The 16,348-nt window shown below is 75.2% G+C and carries 15 protein-coding genes; 8 read left to right on the plus strand and 7 right to left on the minus strand.

Going from position 1 to position 16,348, the window contains the following annotated elements; translation table 11 throughout:
• Positions 1 to 85: 85 nt before the first annotated feature.
• From ACW14Y_RS14160 to ACW14Y_RS14170, 3 genes are all read right to left on the minus strand, one after another.
• Entirely contained in the window at positions 86 to 1,168 is a 1,083-nt protein-coding gene (locus ACW14Y_RS14160; RefSeq protein WP_380308716.1) for a prenyltransferase/squalene oxidase repeat-containing protein, read from the minus strand.
• Positions 1,165 to 1,926, minus strand: a complete 762-nt coding sequence (locus tag ACW14Y_RS14165; RefSeq protein WP_045944337.1) for a class I SAM-dependent methyltransferase — start codon at positions 1,924 to 1,926, stop codon at positions 1,165 to 1,167. The genes ACW14Y_RS14160 and ACW14Y_RS14165 overlap by 4 nt, the downstream gene beginning before the upstream one ends.
• A gap of 145 nt (positions 1,927 to 2,071) precedes the next feature.
• The gene (locus tag ACW14Y_RS14170) at positions 2,072 to 3,382 is read right to left on the minus strand and encodes a glycosyltransferase family 4 protein (RefSeq protein ID WP_380308714.1); all 1,311 of its coding nucleotides are present in this window, start codon (positions 3,380 to 3,382) and stop codon (positions 2,072 to 2,074) included.
• A gap of 233 nt (positions 3,383 to 3,615) precedes the next feature.
• Here ACW14Y_RS14170 and ACW14Y_RS14175 point away from each other — a divergent pair, with 233 nt between their 5' ends.
• The 6 genes from ACW14Y_RS14175 to ACW14Y_RS14200 all read left to right on the plus strand — a co-directional run bounded on the left by ACW14Y_RS14175 (position 3,616) and on the right by ACW14Y_RS14200 (position 10,518).
• Positions 3,616 to 4,311 (plus strand): TetR family transcriptional regulator, encoded by a 696-nt coding sequence (locus tag ACW14Y_RS14175; RefSeq protein ID WP_456986962.1) that lies wholly within the window; start codon positions 3,616 to 3,618, stop codon positions 4,309 to 4,311.
• Between the two features lie 340 nt (positions 4,312 to 4,651).
• A complete protein-coding gene (locus ACW14Y_RS14180) occupies positions 4,652 to 5,956 on the plus strand; it encodes a prenyltransferase/squalene oxidase repeat-containing protein (RefSeq protein ID WP_456986964.1) in 1,305 nt (434 codons plus the stop codon).
• A gap of 113 nt (positions 5,957 to 6,069) precedes the next feature.
• The gene (locus ACW14Y_RS14185; protein ID WP_456988159.1) at positions 6,070 to 6,768 is read left to right on the plus strand and encodes an SCO2322 family protein; all 699 of its coding nucleotides are present in this window, start codon (positions 6,070 to 6,072) and stop codon (positions 6,766 to 6,768) included.
• A 65-nt stretch (positions 6,769 to 6,833) separates the two neighbouring features.
• The gene (locus tag ACW14Y_RS14190) at positions 6,834 to 8,051 is read left to right on the plus strand and encodes a CbiQ family ECF transporter T component (RefSeq protein WP_456986966.1); all 1,218 of its coding nucleotides are present in this window, start codon (positions 6,834 to 6,836) and stop codon (positions 8,049 to 8,051) included.
• On the plus strand, positions 8,048 to 9,670 hold the full coding sequence (locus ACW14Y_RS14195; protein ID WP_380308706.1) for an ABC transporter ATP-binding protein: 1,623 nt from the start codon (positions 8,048 to 8,050) through the stop codon (positions 9,668 to 9,670). Before ACW14Y_RS14190 ends, ACW14Y_RS14195 begins: the two co-directional genes overlap by 4 nt.
• Entirely contained in the window at positions 9,667 to 10,518 is an 852-nt protein-coding gene (locus tag ACW14Y_RS14200) for an ECF transporter S component (protein ID WP_456986968.1), read from the plus strand. The genes ACW14Y_RS14195 and ACW14Y_RS14200 overlap by 4 nt, the downstream gene beginning before the upstream one ends.
• Positions 10,519 to 10,584: 66 nt before the next feature.
• On the opposite strand, the gene ACW14Y_RS14205 is transcribed toward ACW14Y_RS14200, so the two are convergent.
• Together ACW14Y_RS14205 and ACW14Y_RS14210 are read right to left on the minus strand one after the other, a co-directional pair.
• A complete protein-coding gene (locus ACW14Y_RS14205; protein ID WP_030391634.1) occupies positions 10,585 to 10,911 on the minus strand; it encodes an antibiotic biosynthesis monooxygenase family protein in 327 nt (108 codons plus the stop codon).
• A 44-nt stretch (positions 10,912 to 10,955) separates the two neighbouring features.
• The gene (locus ACW14Y_RS14210; protein ID WP_456986971.1) at positions 10,956 to 11,327 is read right to left on the minus strand and encodes a cupin domain-containing protein; all 372 of its coding nucleotides are present in this window, start codon (positions 11,325 to 11,327) and stop codon (positions 10,956 to 10,958) included.
• Positions 11,328 to 11,390: 63 nt separating this feature from the next.
• Here ACW14Y_RS14210 and ACW14Y_RS14215 point away from each other — a divergent pair, with 63 nt between their 5' ends.
• The gene (locus tag ACW14Y_RS14215; protein ID WP_456986973.1) at positions 11,391 to 11,879 is read left to right on the plus strand and encodes a MarR family winged helix-turn-helix transcriptional regulator; all 489 of its coding nucleotides are present in this window, start codon (positions 11,391 to 11,393) and stop codon (positions 11,877 to 11,879) included.
• A 40-nt stretch (positions 11,880 to 11,919) separates the two neighbouring features.
• Here the strand turns inward: ACW14Y_RS14215 and ACW14Y_RS14220 are convergent, their stop codons facing one another.
• Positions 11,920 to 14,016: a DHA2 family efflux MFS transporter permease subunit gene (locus ACW14Y_RS14220; RefSeq protein WP_456986975.1), complete on the minus strand. Its 2,097-nt coding sequence runs from the start codon at positions 14,014 to 14,016 to the stop codon at positions 11,920 to 11,922.
• A 323-nt stretch (positions 14,017 to 14,339) separates the two neighbouring features.
• Here ACW14Y_RS14220 and ACW14Y_RS14225 point away from each other — a divergent pair, with 323 nt between their 5' ends.
• Complete coding sequence (locus ACW14Y_RS14225) at positions 14,340 to 15,515, plus strand: peptidoglycan-binding domain-containing protein (protein WP_380443862.1); 1,176 nt, start codon at positions 14,340 to 14,342, stop codon at positions 15,513 to 15,515.
• Between the two features lie 18 nt (positions 15,516 to 15,533).
• Here ACW14Y_RS14225 and ACW14Y_RS14230 read toward each other — a convergent pair whose 3' ends face one another.
• Positions 15,534 to 16,121: a TMEM165/GDT1 family protein gene (locus ACW14Y_RS14230; protein WP_380308696.1), complete on the minus strand. Its 588-nt coding sequence runs from the start codon at positions 16,119 to 16,121 to the stop codon at positions 15,534 to 15,536.
• Positions 16,122 to 16,348: the final 227 nt, after the last annotated feature.

Genomic DNA, 16,348 nt, shown 5'->3' on the forward strand with positions numbered 1-16,348 from the left:
GCGGGACCGGATCTCTCCGGTCCCGCCCCTTCGCCGTGCCGCGAGGACCGCGAACCTCGCGGGCGCCGCGGCCCGCGCCGCCCGCTCAGCAGCAGTCCTGGACCACCAGCCCGGCCGGCAGCTCCTCGCCGCCGAACACCGCCACCGTCGCCGGGTCGCCGCCGAGCGCCGCGACCGCCAGCAGCAGCGCACCCGCCGTCCAGGTGGTGCGCTCCTCCGGCCAGATCGCGTCGTCCTCGAACACGTACCCGGTCCAGTACGAGCCGTCGGGGTGCCGCAGGTGCTTCTGGATCCAGCGCAGGATGTCCACCGCGCGGTCGGACTCGCCGATCGCCCACAGCGCCATCGCCAGCTCGGCGCTCTCGCCGCCGGTGACCCAGGGACGGTCGCTGACGCAGCGCACGCCCTCCCCGGGGACGACGAACCGGTCCCAGTCCCGGGCGATCCGGGCCTGCGCCGCCGGGCCGCGCAGCGCGGTGCCGAGCACCGGGTAGTACCAGTCCATCGAGTAGCGGTCCTTGTCGAGGAACCGCTCGGGGTGGTGGGCGACGGCGTGCCGCAGCCGCCCGGCCGCGAGCTCCCAGTCGGGCTGCGGCTCCTCCAGGTAGTCCGCGACGGCCAGTCCGCAGCGCAGCGCGTGCAGGATGCTGGAGGAGCCGGTGAGCAGCGCCTCGTCGGTGGCCCGGCCGTCCTCGTCGACCCGCCAGGCGATCGGGCCGCCGGGCAGCCGCTGGGCGACGATGAAGTCCAGCGCGCGCCGGACGGTCGGCCAGATCCACTCCAGGAAGGTGTCGTCACCGGTGGAGAGGTGGTGGTGCCAGACGCCGACCGCCACGTAGGCGCAGAAGTTGGTCTCCTTGGCCGGGTCGCAGACCTCGCCGTCGGCGTGGTCCGGCTTGCCGTAGGCGTAGCCGGCGTACCAGGAGCCGTCCGGGTTCTGGCGCTCCGCCAGCCAGCGGTAGGCGGCCTCGGCGGCGGCGTGCTCGCCGGCCGTGTCCAGCGCCATCGCCGCCTCGGTGTGGTCCCACGGGTCGAGGTGGTGGCCACGGAACCACGGTATGGCCCCGTCGGGCTGCTGCTCGGCGAGGATGCTGCGGACGGTGCCGGCGGCCTGCTCGGCGTCGAGCACCCCGTCCAGCAGCAGGACCTCGGGGACGGCGGCGGTCACTCCGCCCCGCCCGCGCCCTCGGCCCCGCGCCCGGCCCGGTGGGGCTTGGTGGCGTAGGCGACGAAGCTCTTGCCGATGACCGGGTTGAGCGCCCGCTCGGCGGCCTTGGTGAGGGTGCTGATCACCGGGGTGCCGACGATGTCCCAGACCAGCAGCTGGTGGTAGGCCTTGACCGGCAGCGACTTGTCGTTGTCGACGCCGACCGCGCACTTGATCCACCAGTACGGGGAGTGCAGCGCGTGGGCGTGGTGGGTGCCGTAGGGCTCCAGGCCGGCGTCCTTGAGCTTGTCGAGCAGCTCGTCGCCCCGGTAGATCCGGATGTGGCCGCCCTCGACCTCGTGGTACTCGTCGGAGAGCGCCCAGCAGATCTTCTCGGGCAGCCAGCGCGGCACGGTGACGGCGAGCAGGCCGCCGGGCTTGAGCACCCGGAACATCTCGTTGAGCACGCCCTTGTCGTCCGGGATGTGCTCCATCACCTCGGAGATGATGATCCGGTCGAAGTGCTCGTCCTCGAACGGCAGCGCGAGCGCGTTGCCCTCCATGGCGACCGCGGACGCGCCCTCGGGCGCCTCGCCGGCCTGCTCCATGGCGGCGAACCACTTCCTGACCTCGGCGATCTCCTCGGCGTTCTGGTCGAGGGCGACCACGTCGGCCCCGCGCCGGTAGCACTCGAACGCGTGCCGTCCCCCGCCGCAGCCCAGGTCGAGCACCCGGTCGCCGGGGGCGAGCGGGAAGCGCGAGAAATCAACGGTCAGCACTGCGGACTCCCATTCCTTCGGTACCAAAGGGTTCCTGACGCCGAGTCAGAGAAATCGCGGGGACGGGTGGGCGGACGGCCGCACCGGCCGGCGCGGCCGGGGGTGCGGGCGCCGGTCGTCCGCCGCGCCCGCTCGGCGGACGCCGTCAGGCCACGTAGCGCCAGCCCGGGCCGGAGCGGGCCCGGCGGCCGGCGCCGGTGGCGATCGCGGCCCGGTAGCCCTCGACGGTCAGCTCGGCGGCACGCTCCCAGGTGAACCGGGCGAGCACCCGCTCCCGGCCCGCCGCGCCGAGCGCCGCGCGCAGCTCCGGGTCGTCCAGCAGTCGGCCGAGCGCCGTCGCGAGCGCGTCCGCGTCGCCCGGGGGCACCGCCAGGCAGCTCTCGCCGTCCGGACCTGCCACCTCGGGGATCGCGCCGCCGGTGGTGGCGACCAGCGGGGTCGCGGTGGCCATCGCCTCGGCGGCCGGCAGCGAGAAGCCCTCGTAGAGCGACGGCACGCAGGCCACCTCGGCCGAGCGGTAGAGGTCGACCAGCTCCCGGTCGGTCAGGCCGTGCCGGAACTCGATGTGCGGCTCCAGTCCGAAGGCGCGCACGGCGCGGGCGATCGGGCCGTCCTCCTTCTGCGGCTTGCCGACCACGACCAGGTGCGCGTCCCGTTCGGTGCGGACCTTCGCCAGCGCCTCGACCAGGTGCACCAGGCCCTTGAGCGGGACGTCGGCGCTGGAGGTGGTGACGATCCGTCCGGGCACCCGGGCGACCTCGTCCGACGGGGACCACAGCCGGGTGTCGGCGCCGATCGGCACCACCGAGACGGCGTCCGGGGCGGCGCCCAGGTGCTCGGCGATCTCGCGCTTGGAGCTGCCGGAGACGGTGATGATGTGTTCCAGCCGGGCGGCGACCCGGCGCTGCATCCGGGTGAAGGCGTACCAGCGGCGCAGCGACAGCCGCTTCAGCCGACCGGGGGCGGCGTCCAGTTCGACCTGCCGGTCCACCGTGATCGGGTGGTGGATCGTGGTGACCAGCGGGAAGCCGTGCCGGGCCAGGCCGAGCAGGCCGTAGCCGAGCGTCTGGTTGTCGTGCACCACGTCGTAGCGGCCCCGGTGCCGGGCCAGGTACTGGCGGGCGCGCAGCGAGAAGGTCAGCGGCTCGGGGAAGCCGCCGGTGCGCATGGTGGCGTACTCCAGGACGTCCACCGCCCCCCGGTACTCCTCGCGCGCCGGGGTGCGGAAGGGGTCGTCGGCGCGGTAGAGGTCCAGACTGGGCAGCTCGACCAGCCGGACCGAACCCGGTCCCTCGACCTCGTCCAGGACGGGGTACGGCTGGGCGCCGATCACGTCCACGTGGTGGCCGAGCCGGGCCAGCTCACGGGAGAGGTGCCGTACGTAGACGCCCTGACCGCCGCAGAACGGGTCGCCGCGGTAGGAGAGCAGGGCAATCCGCAGCGGCTGCGCGGTCATCGTCGGCCCTCATCTCTGCTGCTGTCTGTGCTGCCGGTCGGTAAAGTAGATCAGGTTTCAGTGTGGTGTGGAGTTCACCGGTGACCCTGTGAACAATGAGAGACCTCGAAGATACCGGCCCGTAGCTTCCGCTCAGGATCCAGGGCTGGTGATTCGCGCCACGCCCGGGCGCCACGCCCGGCCGACCGTGCCCGTCCGGAGCAGCCCCACCACTCTCGCGCCCGGGAGCGTCCTTGCCGTCACCGTCCTCACCCCCGCCCGCAGCGCCCGCGCCGCCGACGTCCACCCCCTCCGACCCCCCCTCCGCCGCCCTCCCGCCCGGCGCCGCCCCGGCGCCGCTGCCGGACGCCCCGACGGCCCCGCCGCTGACCGCCCGGCAGGCCGAACGGCGGCGCCGGATCCTGCGGACCGCGACCGCGCTGGCGGCCCGCGGCGGCTACGACGCGGTCCAGATGCGGGAGGTGGCGGAGGGCGCGCAGGTGGCCCTGGGCACCCTCTACCGGTACTTCCCGTCGAAGGTCCACCTGCTGGTCGCGGTCATGCTGGAGCAGCTGCGCGGCCTCCAGGAGCAGGTCCGGCGGCACCCGCCGACCGAGCGCGAACCGGCGCCGCGGGTCGCCGAGACGCTGACCCGGGCGTTCCACGCGCTGCAGCGCGAACCGCTGCTGGCCGAGGCGATGGTCCGCGCGCTCTCCTTCGCCGACCGCTCGGTGGGCGCCGAGGTGGACCAGGTCTCCGCCGCCACCGGGCAGCTCATCCTGGACGCCATCGGGCAGTCCGGGCCGCCGACCGGGAGCCAGCGTGCCGCCGTCCGGGTGATCGAGCACACCTGGCACGCGGCACTGGTCGCCTGGCTCTCCGGCCGCGCCTCGATCGCCGAGGTCAGGGCCGACCTGCACACCGCCGCCCGGCTGCTGGACCTGCCCTGAGACCGGCCCGACGGGCGACCCCGGGACCGGCCCGCCGCCGGCCCGGCGGGCGGGCGGCGAACTGGAACCTGTTCTCACCCCGGTCGGACCGGGACGCCCGGACCGGCGGCTAGAGTCGACGGGCAGGACAACTCCATCCCGCTTCTCCAATTCCGGGGAAAGCCGGTGCGAATCCGGCGCTGACCCCGCAACCGTGAGCCCGGCGCCCGTCCGCCGGCGAGCCGGAGCACCCGGGGAGAGGCGAGCGGCCCATGCCGGGCGGACCACCGCCGGGCACCGTCGAGGTCCACGGAACGCCGGCCCCGGCCGGCACCGCTCATCGAAAGGCACAACTCCGATCATGCTGACCGCCGCCCGCGCGGGCGCCGCCGCCCTGGCCGCCGCGCTGCTCGCCGGCACCGCCGCCGCCACCCCGGCGTTCGCCGACATCCCGAGCCCCACCGCGAGCCTCGGCACCGCACCGCTCCCCGAGGGCCTGTACGGCAAGGGCGACCCCACCTACGACGCGGTGTGGCGGCAGTCCCTCGCCCTGACCGCGCTGACCGCCGCCAAGGTGACCCCGGCCGACTCGGCCGTGTCCTGGCTGACCGGACAGCAGTGCGCCGACGGCGGCTGGCCCTCGTACCGCGCCGACACCGCGACCGCCTGCGACCCGACGTTCGAGGACAGCAACGCGACCGCGCTCGCGATCCAGGCGCTGACCACCCTCGGCGGGCACCAGGACGCCGTGGACAAGGGCGTCCAGTGGCTCAAGGCCAACCAGAACGCGGACGGCAGCTGGGCCTACAACCCGGGCAACCCGGGCGACGCCAACTCCACCGGCCTCGCCGTCAACGCCCTGATCGCGACCAGGAACGACCCCGCGGGCGTCGCCAAGGCCGGCCGCAGCGCCTTCGACGGGCTCGCCGTCTTCCAGCTCGGCTGCGCCGCCCCCGCCGACCAGCGCGGTGCCTTCGTCTACCAGACCGCCCCGGCCGGCGCCCCCGCCGCCGAGCCCAACGCCCTCGCCAGCGGCCAGGCCTCGCTCGCCGCGGCCGGCGGGAAGCTGCCGGTCGCCAACGGCAACCGGACCGACGCCGCCCCCAAGGCCCTGGCCTGCGCCGACGGCGGCGCCACCGCCACCGCCGTCCCCCGGGCCGACTCCGGCGAGGCGGCGGGCGCCTACCTCACCGCCCAGCTCGCTGCGGGCGGCCAGCACCTGACCCTCACCCTGCCCGGCGCCGCGCCCACCCCCGACTACACCGCCACCGCCTGGGCGGCGCTCGGCCTGGTCCAGGGCGGGCACCCGCAGCAGGCCGCGGGCGCCGTCGACTGGCTGGCCCAGGAGGGCGGCAACTGGACCAAGGGCGGCACCGACGCCGCCGCCACCGCCACCCTGGTGCTGGTGGCGCAGGCCGCGCAGCGCGACCCGGCCGCCTTCGGCGGGGCCGACCTGGTCAAGCAGCTGACCGCGCTCGGCCCGGCGCCCAAGGCCGTCGGCACCGCGTCCGCCGGTGCCTCCGCCTCCGCCTCGGCCTCGACCTCGACCGAGAAGGACAAGGACGGCGGCATCGGCAAGTTCTGGCTGCTCGGCGTCGGCCTGCTGATCGGCATCGGCGGCGGGCTGGTGCTCAGCCTGCAGCGCAAGCGCGGCGCGAAGCTGTGACCCCTCCCGGCCGGGACCGGGAACCGCGTCCGACCACGGCCCCGGTCCCGGCCGCTGCCACCCCCGACACCGTCGCCACCGCCGCCGGGGACCGGGCGGCGGCCCGGCGGCGGGTGGTGCGGGCGGCCCTGCGCTTCCTCGCCGGGGCGGTCGCCGGACTGCTGATCGTGCTCCTGCTCGGCGCCGCGCAGGCGCAGGCCGCCGGCTACCGGTACTGGTCGTTCTGGCGCTGGTCCGACGGCGGCTGGGTGTACCAGCAGCAGGGCCCCGCCGTGCACGTCCCGGCGGACGGCGAGGTCGAGGGCTGGCGGTTCGCCGTCAGCCCCGACGGCGGCCAACAGGCCGCCCGGCCCGGTCCGGTCGGGGACTTCGCCGCCCTCTGCGCCAGCACGCCCGCCGAGGCCGGGCGCAAACGGGTCGCCGTGGTGCTGGACTTCGGCGGCCCCGCCGACGCCCCCGCCCGCGAGACCCCGCCGGAGCCCCGGACCGCCTGCGCCGTCGTGCCGACCCGGGCCAGCTCGGCGGAGGTCCTGGCCACCGTCGCCCCGCCGCTGCGGTACGACACCAACGGGCTGCTCTGCGCCATCGCGGGCTATCCGCGCACGGGCTGCGGCGAGCAGCTGGGCGGCGCGGACCGGCCGGCCGGCACCGCCGCCCCCTCGACCGGTGCCGGTCCCGCCGACGCCACCGGCGCGACCGCGGCCGGGGCCTCCCCCGGTGCCTCCGGACCCGCTCTCGGGGTCGGCGCCGGTCTGGCCCTCGTGCTCGCCGTGGCCGCGGGCGCCCGTTGGCAGTCGCGCCGCCGCCGATGAGGCCGGCCACCACCCGGCCCCGCCCGCCCGCCGCCCCGCTCCGGACCGATCCCCTGGACCCCACCGTGCCCACTCCCCGCGCCGCCCGCCGCCGACCGGCCGCCGGACCTCGCCAACTGCACCCCGGTGCCTGGTGGTTGTGGGCGCTCGGCCTGGGCGCGGCCGCCACCCGCACCACCAACCCCCTGGTCCTGCTGCTGCTGGCCGCCGTCGCCGGGTACGTCGTCGCCGCCCGGCGCGGCGACGCGCCCTGGTCGCGCTCCTACGGCGCGTTCCTGCGGCTCGGCCTCCTGGTGCTCGGCATCCGGCTGCTGTTCGCCGTCCTCCTCGGCTCGCCGGTCCCCGGCACCCACGTCCTGCTCACCCTCCCCGAAGTCCCCCTGCCCGCCTGGGCGCAGGGCGTCCGGATCGGCGGCCGGGTGACCGCCGAGGGGCTGCTCGCCGCGCTGTACGACGGGCTGCGGCTGGCCACCCTGCTGGTGTGCGTGGGCGCCGCCAACGCCCTCGCCAGCCCGGCCCGGCTGCTGCGCACCCTCCCCGGCGCGCTCTACGAGGCGGGCGTGGCCGTGGTGGTCGCGATGACCTTCGCGCCCAACCTGGTGGCCGACGTGCAGCGGCTGCGCGCCGCCCGCCGCCTGCGCGGCCGCAGCGACCGGGGCGTGGCCGCCGTGCTCAGCGTCGGACTGCCCGTCCTGGAGGGCGCGTTGGAGCGCTCGGTGGCGCTGGCGGCGGCGATGGACACCCGCGGCTTCGGGCGCACCGCCGCGGTGCCGCGCCGGATCGCGGCGCTCACCGCCGGGCTGACCCTGGCCGGACTGCTCGGCGTCTGCCTGGCCGCGTACGGGCTGCTGACGGCCGACGGCGCCGGCTGGGCGGTGCCGGTGCTGGTGATCGGCCTGGCCGCCGCCTTCGCCGGACTGCTGCTGGGCGGGCGGCGTTCGGTCCGGACCCGCCACCGGCCCGACCCCTGGGCGCTGCCGGAGTGGCTCACCGCCGGGTCCGGGGTCGCGGTGGCGGCGGCGACGGCCTGGCTGGCCGCGCTGGACCCGCTCGCCTTCGCCCCCACCGTCGTACCGCCGACCGCGCCGGTGCTGCCGCTCGCCGCGGCGGCGGCCGTCCTGTTCGGGCTGCTGCCCGCCTTCGTCACCCCGGTGCCGCCGGACACCACCGGTGCCTCCGCCGGAAGCACCGCCGGCACCACCACAGCCACCACCACCGCAGGCACCGCCGCCAAGGCCGCCACCACCGCCAGGACCCCGTCCGGGCCCGGGAGGACTCCGTGATCACCTTCGAACAGGTCGGCGTCCAGTACGCCGACGCCGAGGCGCCCACCGTCGAGGGCGTCGACCTGACCGTCCCCGAGGGCGAACTCTGCCTGCTCGTCGGCCCGTCGGGCTCCGGCAAGTCGACCCTGCTGGGCACCGTGAGCGGCCTCGTCCCGCACTTCACCGGCGGCGTGCTGCACGGCCGGGTCACCGTCGGCGGGCGCGACACCCGGGACCACCGCCCGCGCGAACTCGCCGACCTGGTCGGCACGGTGGGCCAGGACCCGAGGGCGCACTTCGTCACCGACACGGTCGAGGACGAACTCGCCTACGGCATGGAGTCCCTGGGCCTGCCGACGGACGTGATGCGGCGCCGGGTCGAGGAGACCCTCGACCTCCTCGGCCTGGCCGAGCTGCGGCAGCGGGCGCTCGGCTCGCTCTCCGGCGGCCAGCAGCAGCGGGTCGCCATCGGCTCGGTGCTCACCGTCCACCCGAAGGTGCTGGTCCTGGACGAGCCGACCTCCGCGCTCGACCCGGGCGCCGCCGAGGAGGTACTGGCGGTGCTCCAGCGCCTGGTGCACGACCTCGGCACCACCGTACTGATGGCCGAGCACCGGCTGGAGCGCGTGGTCCAGTACGCCGACCGGGTCCTGCTGCTGACCCCCGGCACGCCGCCCGTCCTGGGCGATCCCGCCGAGGTCATGGCCCACTCACCGGTCCACCCGCCGGTGGTCGGGCTCGGCCGGCTGGCCGGCTGGCACCCGCTGCCGCTCACCGTCCGCGACGCCCGCCGCCGGGCGGCCGGCCTGCGCGCCCGGCTCGACGGCCACCGCCCGCCCGCCGCGCCCGCCGCCACGGACCCCGGCACCCCGCTCGCCACCGCCTCCCGGCTGGTGGTCCGACGCGGCCCGGTCCCGGCCCTGCGCGGCGTCGACCTCACCCTGCACGCCGGGACGATCACCGCCCTGATGGGCCGCAACGGCGCCGGCAAGTCCACCCTGCTCGGCGCCCTGGTCGGCCTGCACGCGCCGGCCTCCGGCTCGGTCGACGTCGGCGGCCGCACCCCGCACCGCACCCGGCCCGCCGAACTCGTCCGCCACGTCGGCCTCGTCCCGCAGGACCCGCGCGACCTGCTGTACGGCGAGAGCGTCACCGCCGAGTGCGCCTCCGCCGACCACGACGCGGGCGCCGAACCCGGCACCTGCCGCGCCCTGGTGGAGCGGCTGCTGCCCGGCCTGCCCGACGCCGTCCACCCGCGCGACCTCTCCGAGGGCCAGCGGCTCAGCCTGGCCCTGGCGGTGGTACTGACCGCCCGCCCGCCGCTGATCCTGCTCGACGAGCCCACCCGGGGCCTCGACTACGCGGCCAAGGCCCGGCTGGTCGAGATCCTGCGCGGCCTCGCCGCCGAGGGCCACGGCGTCCTGCTCGCCACCCACGACGTCGAACTGGCCGCCGAACTCTCCGACCGCACGGCCGTCCTGGCCGACGGCGAGATCGTCGCGGACGGACCGACCCCCGAGGTGGTGCTCGGCTCGCCGGCCTTCGCCCCGCAGGTCGCCAAGATCCTCGCCCCCGGCCCCTGGCTCACCGTCCGCCAGGTCGCCGAGGCCCTCGACCGGATCGGGCCCGCCGCATGACCCCGCCGTCCTCGCTCGCCCGCCCGGTCCCGCTCGGCCGCCGCTCGGTCCTCGCCCTGGCCCTGACCTCCCTGGTCGGCGTGGCCGGCTTCGGCTGGCCGCTGCTCGCCTCCGCCCGGTCCGCCCTGGTCGGCCACTCCGCCGACGCCCCCTGGCTGTTCGCCCTGCTGCTCCCGCTGCTCCTCGCCGTCGTCGTCGCCCAGATCTCCGAGGGCCGGACGGCGGGCGGCGGGGCCCCCGGACTCGACGCCAAGTCCGTCGCGCTCCTCGGCGTGCTCGCGGCCGCCGGCGCCGCCCTGCGCCCGCTCGGCGCGGGCACGGCCGGACTGGAGCCGATGTTCTTCCTGATGGTGCTGTCCGGCCGGGTACTCGGACCGGGCTTCGGCTTCGTGCTCGGCGCGCTGTCGATGTTCGCCTCCGCGCTGCTCACCGGCGGCGTCGGACCCTGGCTGCCGTTCCAGATGCTCGCCATGGGCTGGGTGTGCCTCGGCGCCGGCCTCCTCCCCGGCCCGGCCCGGCTGCGCGGCCGCGGCGAACTCGCCCTGCTCGCCGGCTACGGGGCCGTCGCCTCGCTGCTCTACGGCGTGATCATGAACCTCCAGGGCTGGCCCTACATCGCCGGCCTCGCGAGCTCGATCTCCTTCGTCCCCGGCGATCCGCTGTCCGAGAACCTGGTCCGCTTCGCCGCCTACTGCCTCACCACGTCCCTCGGCTGGGACCTCCCCCGCGCCGCCCTCACCGTGGTGCTCTGCCTCACCCTCGGCACGCCGGTCCTGCGCGCCCTGCGCCGCGCCACCCGCCGCGCCGCCTTCGCCGCCCCGGTCGCCTTCCGGCCCCCGACCGACTGAGCGACCGACGGCGGCGCGCCCCGGACGCCGTCGCGTCCGGGGCGCGCCGTTCCGCGAATGCGGATCTCAGCCCTTCGGGCCGGCCGACTGCACCACGTCGAAGGACCACAGGGTGGAGCCGGCGGCGGCGGGCCGCTGCGGCGCCTCGCCGTCCTTGGCCGCCGGCCGGTGCGCGGCCTGCATCGGGCCCGCGAGCCAGGCCTGGAAGGACTCCTCGTCCCGCCAGCGGGTGTACACCAGGTACTGGTCGGTCCCCTCGACCGGGCGGAGCAGCTCGAAGTACTCGAAGCCGTCCGAGTTCTCCACCGCACCGGCCCGGGCGCCGAAGCGCTGCTCCAGCACCTCCCGCTGCTCAGCCGGAACGGTCAGCACATTGATCTTGACGACGGACACGCCGTACCTCCTCAGGGTTGTTCCGGGAGGCAGTCTGCTACACCTCACACGATCCACGGCGGGGCGACCCGGTCGCCGGTGTCCAGGTTGACGGCCATGGAGGGCGCCGGGGAGGCGACGACGGCGGTGAAGCCGTCCTCGGAGCGCATCACGCGGGGCAGGTCGGCGGGCAGGACGAGGGTGTCACCGGCGGCGAGGGCGAGCTCCTCGCCGTCCAGGTCGACCACCGCGGTGCCGGTGAGGAAGGTCCACACCTGCTCGGTGTCCATGGTGTGGCGCGGGCCCGAGCGGGCCGCCTGCATCTCGACCCGCCACAGCGCGAGGCCGGTGCCGCCCTGGGTGGGCGAGGCGTAGGTGGTCATCACGGCGTTGGGGGTCTCGGTACGGCGGGCGTCGGTGCTGCGGATGACGGACAAGAGCGGGTGTCTCCCTTACAATGGACAACCAAGTTGTCTATATGGTCAATGAGGTTGTCTATCGTGTCAAGGGAATCCGGGGAAGACGTCACGCCGGGCTACGAGCTGCCGCTGCGGCTGCTGTTCGCGTTCCGGACCGTCATCGACGAGCTGCACGAGCGGATCGCCCGCGAGGGCCACCCCGACCTCCGCCCGACGCACGGGTTCGTGTTCCAGGCGATCGGCCCGCACGGCACCACCGCCGTCGAGCTGGGGAAGCGGCTCGGGGTGTCCAAGCAGGCGGCCGGCAAGACCGTCGAGCAGCTGGAACGGCTCGGCTACGTCGAGCGCGGCAGCGACCCGGCGGACGCCCGCCGCAAGGTGGTCCGACTGACGGCGCGCGGGGTGGACTGCCTGGTCCGGTCGGCCCGGATCTTCGAGGAGCTGCGCGAGGAGTGGGTCGCACAACTGGGCGGCGAGGAGCGGCTGCGGGAACTGGAGGACGCGCTGCGGACGCTCGCGCCCGGGGACCCGTTCCGCCTGGACACCCCGAGGTGGTTCGGGGGCCCGTGACGCAGGCGTCCGAACGAGCGGCCCTCGGCAGGAACGACCGTCAGAACGAGCGGCCTTCACCGTGGTACGGGTGCTCCTCCACGACCCGGTCGGGCCGGTCCCGCTCGTCGGCGCAGAGCGTGGAGGCCAGCCGGGTGAGCAGTGCGGCCAGGTCGTCGAACTGCTTCTCGTCCCAGTCGCCGAGCAGTTCGGCGAGCTGCTTCCGCCGGGCCGCGACCAGTTGGACGGCCGCCGCCTCGCCCGGCTCGGTGAGCCGCAGCGGGAGCCCGCCGGAGCGGGCCGCCAGCCCCCGGCCCTCGACCTCGCGCACCGCCTCCTCCACCACCGAGAAGGGCACGATCCGGCGCTCCGCCAGTTCGGCGGGCTCCACCGAGCCGTGGTGGTACATCTGCAGCAGCAGCCAGCTGGAGGCCGGCTTGAGGTCGAGCCCCGCCGTCGCGGTGATCCGTTTGAACAGGTCGCGCCGCGCCTCCCGGGTACCGAGGACGGACAGCGCCCGGCTGATCTCGTCCAGCGAGGAGCGCTCGACCGGATTGAGGCCGATGGACTCGGAGAGGTCGGGGGCGGTCACGGTGGTGCGCAGCTTCTGCTCGCGCAGGAACAGCGAGAGCACGAAGGCGACCACCGCCACCGGCACCGCGTAGAGGAAGACCCGGGTGATCGACTCGGCGTAGGCGTGGTAGACCGCGGCCTGGGTCGCGGCGGGCAGCTGCTCGACGACGCGCGGGTCGGAGGTGATCGCCCCGGGGCCGAAGCCGGGCGGCAGCGGGACGCCGGCCAGGGCGGCGCCCAGCCGGTCGTTCAGCCCGGAGGCGAAGATCGTGCCGAACACGGACACCCCGAAGGAGGCGCCGATGGAGCGGAAGAAGGTCGCTCCGGCGGTGGCGACACCGAGGTCCTGGTAGCCGACGGAGTTCTGCACGATCAGCACCAGCACCTGCATCACCAGGCCGAGGCCGAGGCCGAAGACCAGGAAGTAGCAGCTCATCTCGAAGGTGCTGCTGTGCTCGTCGAGCAGGGAGAGCAGGAACAGGCCGACGACCGTGATCGCGGTGCCGGCGATCGGGAAGACCCGGTAGTGGCCGGTCCTGGCGACGATCTGCCCGGAGCCGATCGAGGTGACCAGCATGCCGATCACCATCGGCAGCATGTGGATGCCGGACATCGTCGGCGAGACCTTCATGACCACCTGGAGGAAGGTGGGCAGATAGGTGAGCGCGCCGAACATCGCGAAGCCCACCACGAAGGAGATGACCGCCACCAGGCTGAAGGTCCGGGAGCGGAACAGCCGCAGCGGCAGGACGGGCTCCTCCGCGGTCCGCTCCACCTGGACGAAGGCGACCAGCAGGACCAGGCCGAGCACGCCCAGGCCGACGATCTGCCAGGAGCTCCACCCCCAGGTCGTCCCGCCGAGCGAGGTCATCAGCACCAGGCAGGTGGCCACCGAGGCGATCAGCACCGTGCCGGGGTAGTCGATCCGGTGCCGGCGCCGGACCTCCGACCCGTGCAGCACGGCGGCGATCACCACCAGGGCGACCACGCCGATCGGCAGGTTGATGTAGAACACCCAGCGCCAGCTGAGGTTGTCGACGAACAGGCCGCCGAGCAGCGGGCCGAGCACGCTGGTGACCCCGAAGACGGCACCGAAGACGCCCTGGTACTTGCCCCGGTCCCGGGGCGGCACGAGGTCCCCGACGATGGCCTGCGAGAGCACGATCAGACCGCCGCCGCCCAGGCCCTGGACGGCGCGGAAGGCGATCAGCTCACCCATGTTCTGGGCGATGCCGCACAGCACCGAGCCCAGCAGGAAGATCACGATGGAGGCCTGGAAGAAGACCTTCCGGCCGTACATGTCGCCGAGCTTGCCCCACAGCGGGGTGGCCGCGGTCGAGGCGAGCATGTAGGCGGTGACCACCCAGGACAGGTGCTCCAGGCCGCCGAGGTCGCTGACGATGGTGGGCAGCGCCGTGGAGACGATCGTCTGGTCGAGCGCGGCGAGCAGCATCGCCAGCAGCAGGGCCCCGATCGGCACCCACAGACTGCCCGCGGTGACCGGGGGCTGTGCGGGAACCCCCGGGGACCCCGGTCCCGGCCCCCCGTCCGGGCTCCGGTCGGACGCGGCGATCGGATCCGTCATGGCGTCTCCGTATCCCTCACAGGTCGACAGATGATCACTCCAGGCCACCATGCTGTCAGATATGCACCGTTTTGCTCCGTTCAGTTGAGCCGAACGTAAGCACGGACGTCAGCCGGACCTTCACATCCGCACACCCACCGTTCATCGACGACCAACCCCCACCAACCGGCACAAGGTCCCCACACCGGGCCGGACGCCCCTGTCCCCCCTCAGGGACGTCCTGCATAATCAGGCCCGTCCATCGCCTGAACACGAGTCCGACCGACCGCGCGTCCGGGACCGCGAACGACCGCGAACGACCGAGAACCGAGGAGGGCCGGCCGATGCCGGACCAGCGCTGCCCGACGTGCGGCTCCGCACGATCCACCGGGTGCGGCTGCCTCCCGCCGGACCACGGCCTCGACGACACCGCCGTCCTGCCGCACCTGGAGGGCCCGCCGCTGGTCCGCCCGTACGTGCCGCAGGCCGTCGGCCAGGTGGCGGAACCGGTCTTCCCGGCGACCCTCGAAGCTCCCCCGGCGCCGGAGCCGCCGACGGCCGACCCGTTCGGCACCACCGTGCTGCCCGCGGTCGCTCCCGCGCCCGCCACTCCCCCGCTGGGACCGGACGCCGACGCCTACGCGACCACCGTGCTGCCCCCGGTCGCCACCGCCCCGCAGTTCCCCCCGTCTCCGGCCGGCGCCCCGCCCCGGGCGTACGGCGCCCCCGCCGAGGACGAACTCGGCGTCTTCCCGGTCGCCCCCGACGCCGCGGCACCCACCGGCGGCCGGGCCGCGCGACGGGCCGCCGAGCAGGAGAACGGTGGCGGGCCCGGCCGCCGCAAGGGGCTGCTGATCGCGGCCGGCGCCGGCCTGCTGGCGCTCACCGTCGGCCTGGCCTACGCGGTCACCCCGTCCGCCGACCCGGACGACCGGACCGCACCCCCGCCCAGCACGACGATCGCCCCCGCCCCGGTGGCCCCGACCACCCCGGCCGCGCCGAGCCCGAGCTCACCGCCGCCCACCAGCGACACCCCGACGCCCACGCCGAGCCGCACCAGCGCCAAGCCCTCGCCGACCCGGTCGACCGCGAGCACCCCGCCCCCGGCCGCCCCGAGCACCACGGCGGCCGCCGCCCCGCCGGCCCCGGCCCCCGCGCCGACCTCCGCCCCGGCCACCCAGCCGCCGGCGCCGTCGGGCCCCGCCCCGAGCCCCTCGGCGACGCCGACCCCGACGCCCACCGCGAGCCCCAGCGCCACGCCCACGCCGACACCGACGCCGACCCCCACGAACCGGGTGCTGCAGTACGGCATGCAGGGCACCGACGTGCAGGCCATGCAGCAGAAGCTCGCCGTGGTGATGTGCTGGATGGCGCCGGACATCCCCGTGAACGGCTACTTCGACGGGGACACCGAGTACTTCGTGTCGTACTTCCAGAGCATGCAGGGCGTCCGCGGCGACAAGAAGGGCGTCTACGGGGCCAACACCCGGGCCGCGCTGGAGAAGCGCACCGGCTGCTGACCCCGTGCCCCGGGGCCGTCAGCCCGTGATCGCCTTGAAGATGCTGAACACGGCCATCAGCACCATGATGCCCGCCGCCACCCGGATGATGATCTTCATCGGCACGTGCTTCAGCAGCTTCTGCCCGCCCAGGATCGCGATCCCCGCGACGGCGCACAGCGCCAGCCAGGCGCCCAGGCCCACGGCCAGCGGGTCGGCGTACTTGGCGGCCAGGTTGGCGGTCATGATCTGCGTCAGGTCGCCGAACTCGGCGATCGCCACGACCACGAAGCTGGCCCCGGCGACCTTCCAGAAGCTGTTCGCGGACGGCTCCTTGGCGGCGTGACCGTCCTCCTCGTCGCCCCCGCCGTGGAACAGCAGCATCGCCGCGCCGGCCAGGAACAGCACGCCGGTGACACCCTCGACCCAGCGCTGCGGCAGCAGCGACAGCAGGTGCCCGGCGACCAGGGCGATACCCACCTGGAGGGCGAAGGCGGCGGCGATGCCTGCGAAGACGTAGCTCGCCCGGTACTTGGCGCCGAGCATCAGGCTGGCCAGGGCGGTCTTGTCGGGCAGTTCGGCCAGGAAGACGATGCCGAAGGTGATCGCGGCGACAGTCAGGCTCATCGGGGGTGGTGTCCCTCGGGTTCGGGCTGCCGGACCGCGGGCAGCTCCGTCAGGGGTCGCTCCGGCCCGACAGCGCTGGTGGGAAGACACGTGGGACGCACGGACGCGCCCACGTTCACAGCACTGCGGCCGAAGGTCTCGCCGGCACCCGTCGGACGAAGATCCGCGGTGCCCCGGGCGCCGGGCCCCGAGGGGCCAGTATGTCGACGGTCCGGTGGAGGGCTACT

The organism is Kitasatospora sp. cg17-2 (assembly GCF_054031055.1).

Coding starts and splice junctions, on each gene's coding strand:
- ACW14Y_RS14170 (WP_380308714.1), bottom strand. CDS start 3,382: ATGACCGCGCAGCCGCTGCGGATTGCCCTGCTCTCCTACCGCGGCGAC.
- ACW14Y_RS14180 (WP_456986964.1), top strand. CDS start 4,652: ATGCTGACCGCCGCCCGCGCGGGCGCCGCCGCCCTGGCCGCCGCGCTG.
- ACW14Y_RS14220 (WP_456986975.1), bottom strand. CDS start 14,016: ATGACGGATCCGATCGCCGCGTCCGACCGGAGCCCGGACGGGGGGCCG.
- ACW14Y_RS14225 (WP_380443862.1), top strand. CDS start 14,340: ATGCCGGACCAGCGCTGCCCGACGTGCGGCTCCGCACGATCCACCGGG.
- ACW14Y_RS14200 (WP_456986968.1), top strand. CDS start 9,667: ATGACCCCGCCGTCCTCGCTCGCCCGCCCGGTCCCGCTCGGCCGCCGC.
- ACW14Y_RS14230 (WP_380308696.1), bottom strand. CDS start 16,121: ATGAGCCTGACTGTCGCCGCGATCACCTTCGGCATCGTCTTCCTGGCC.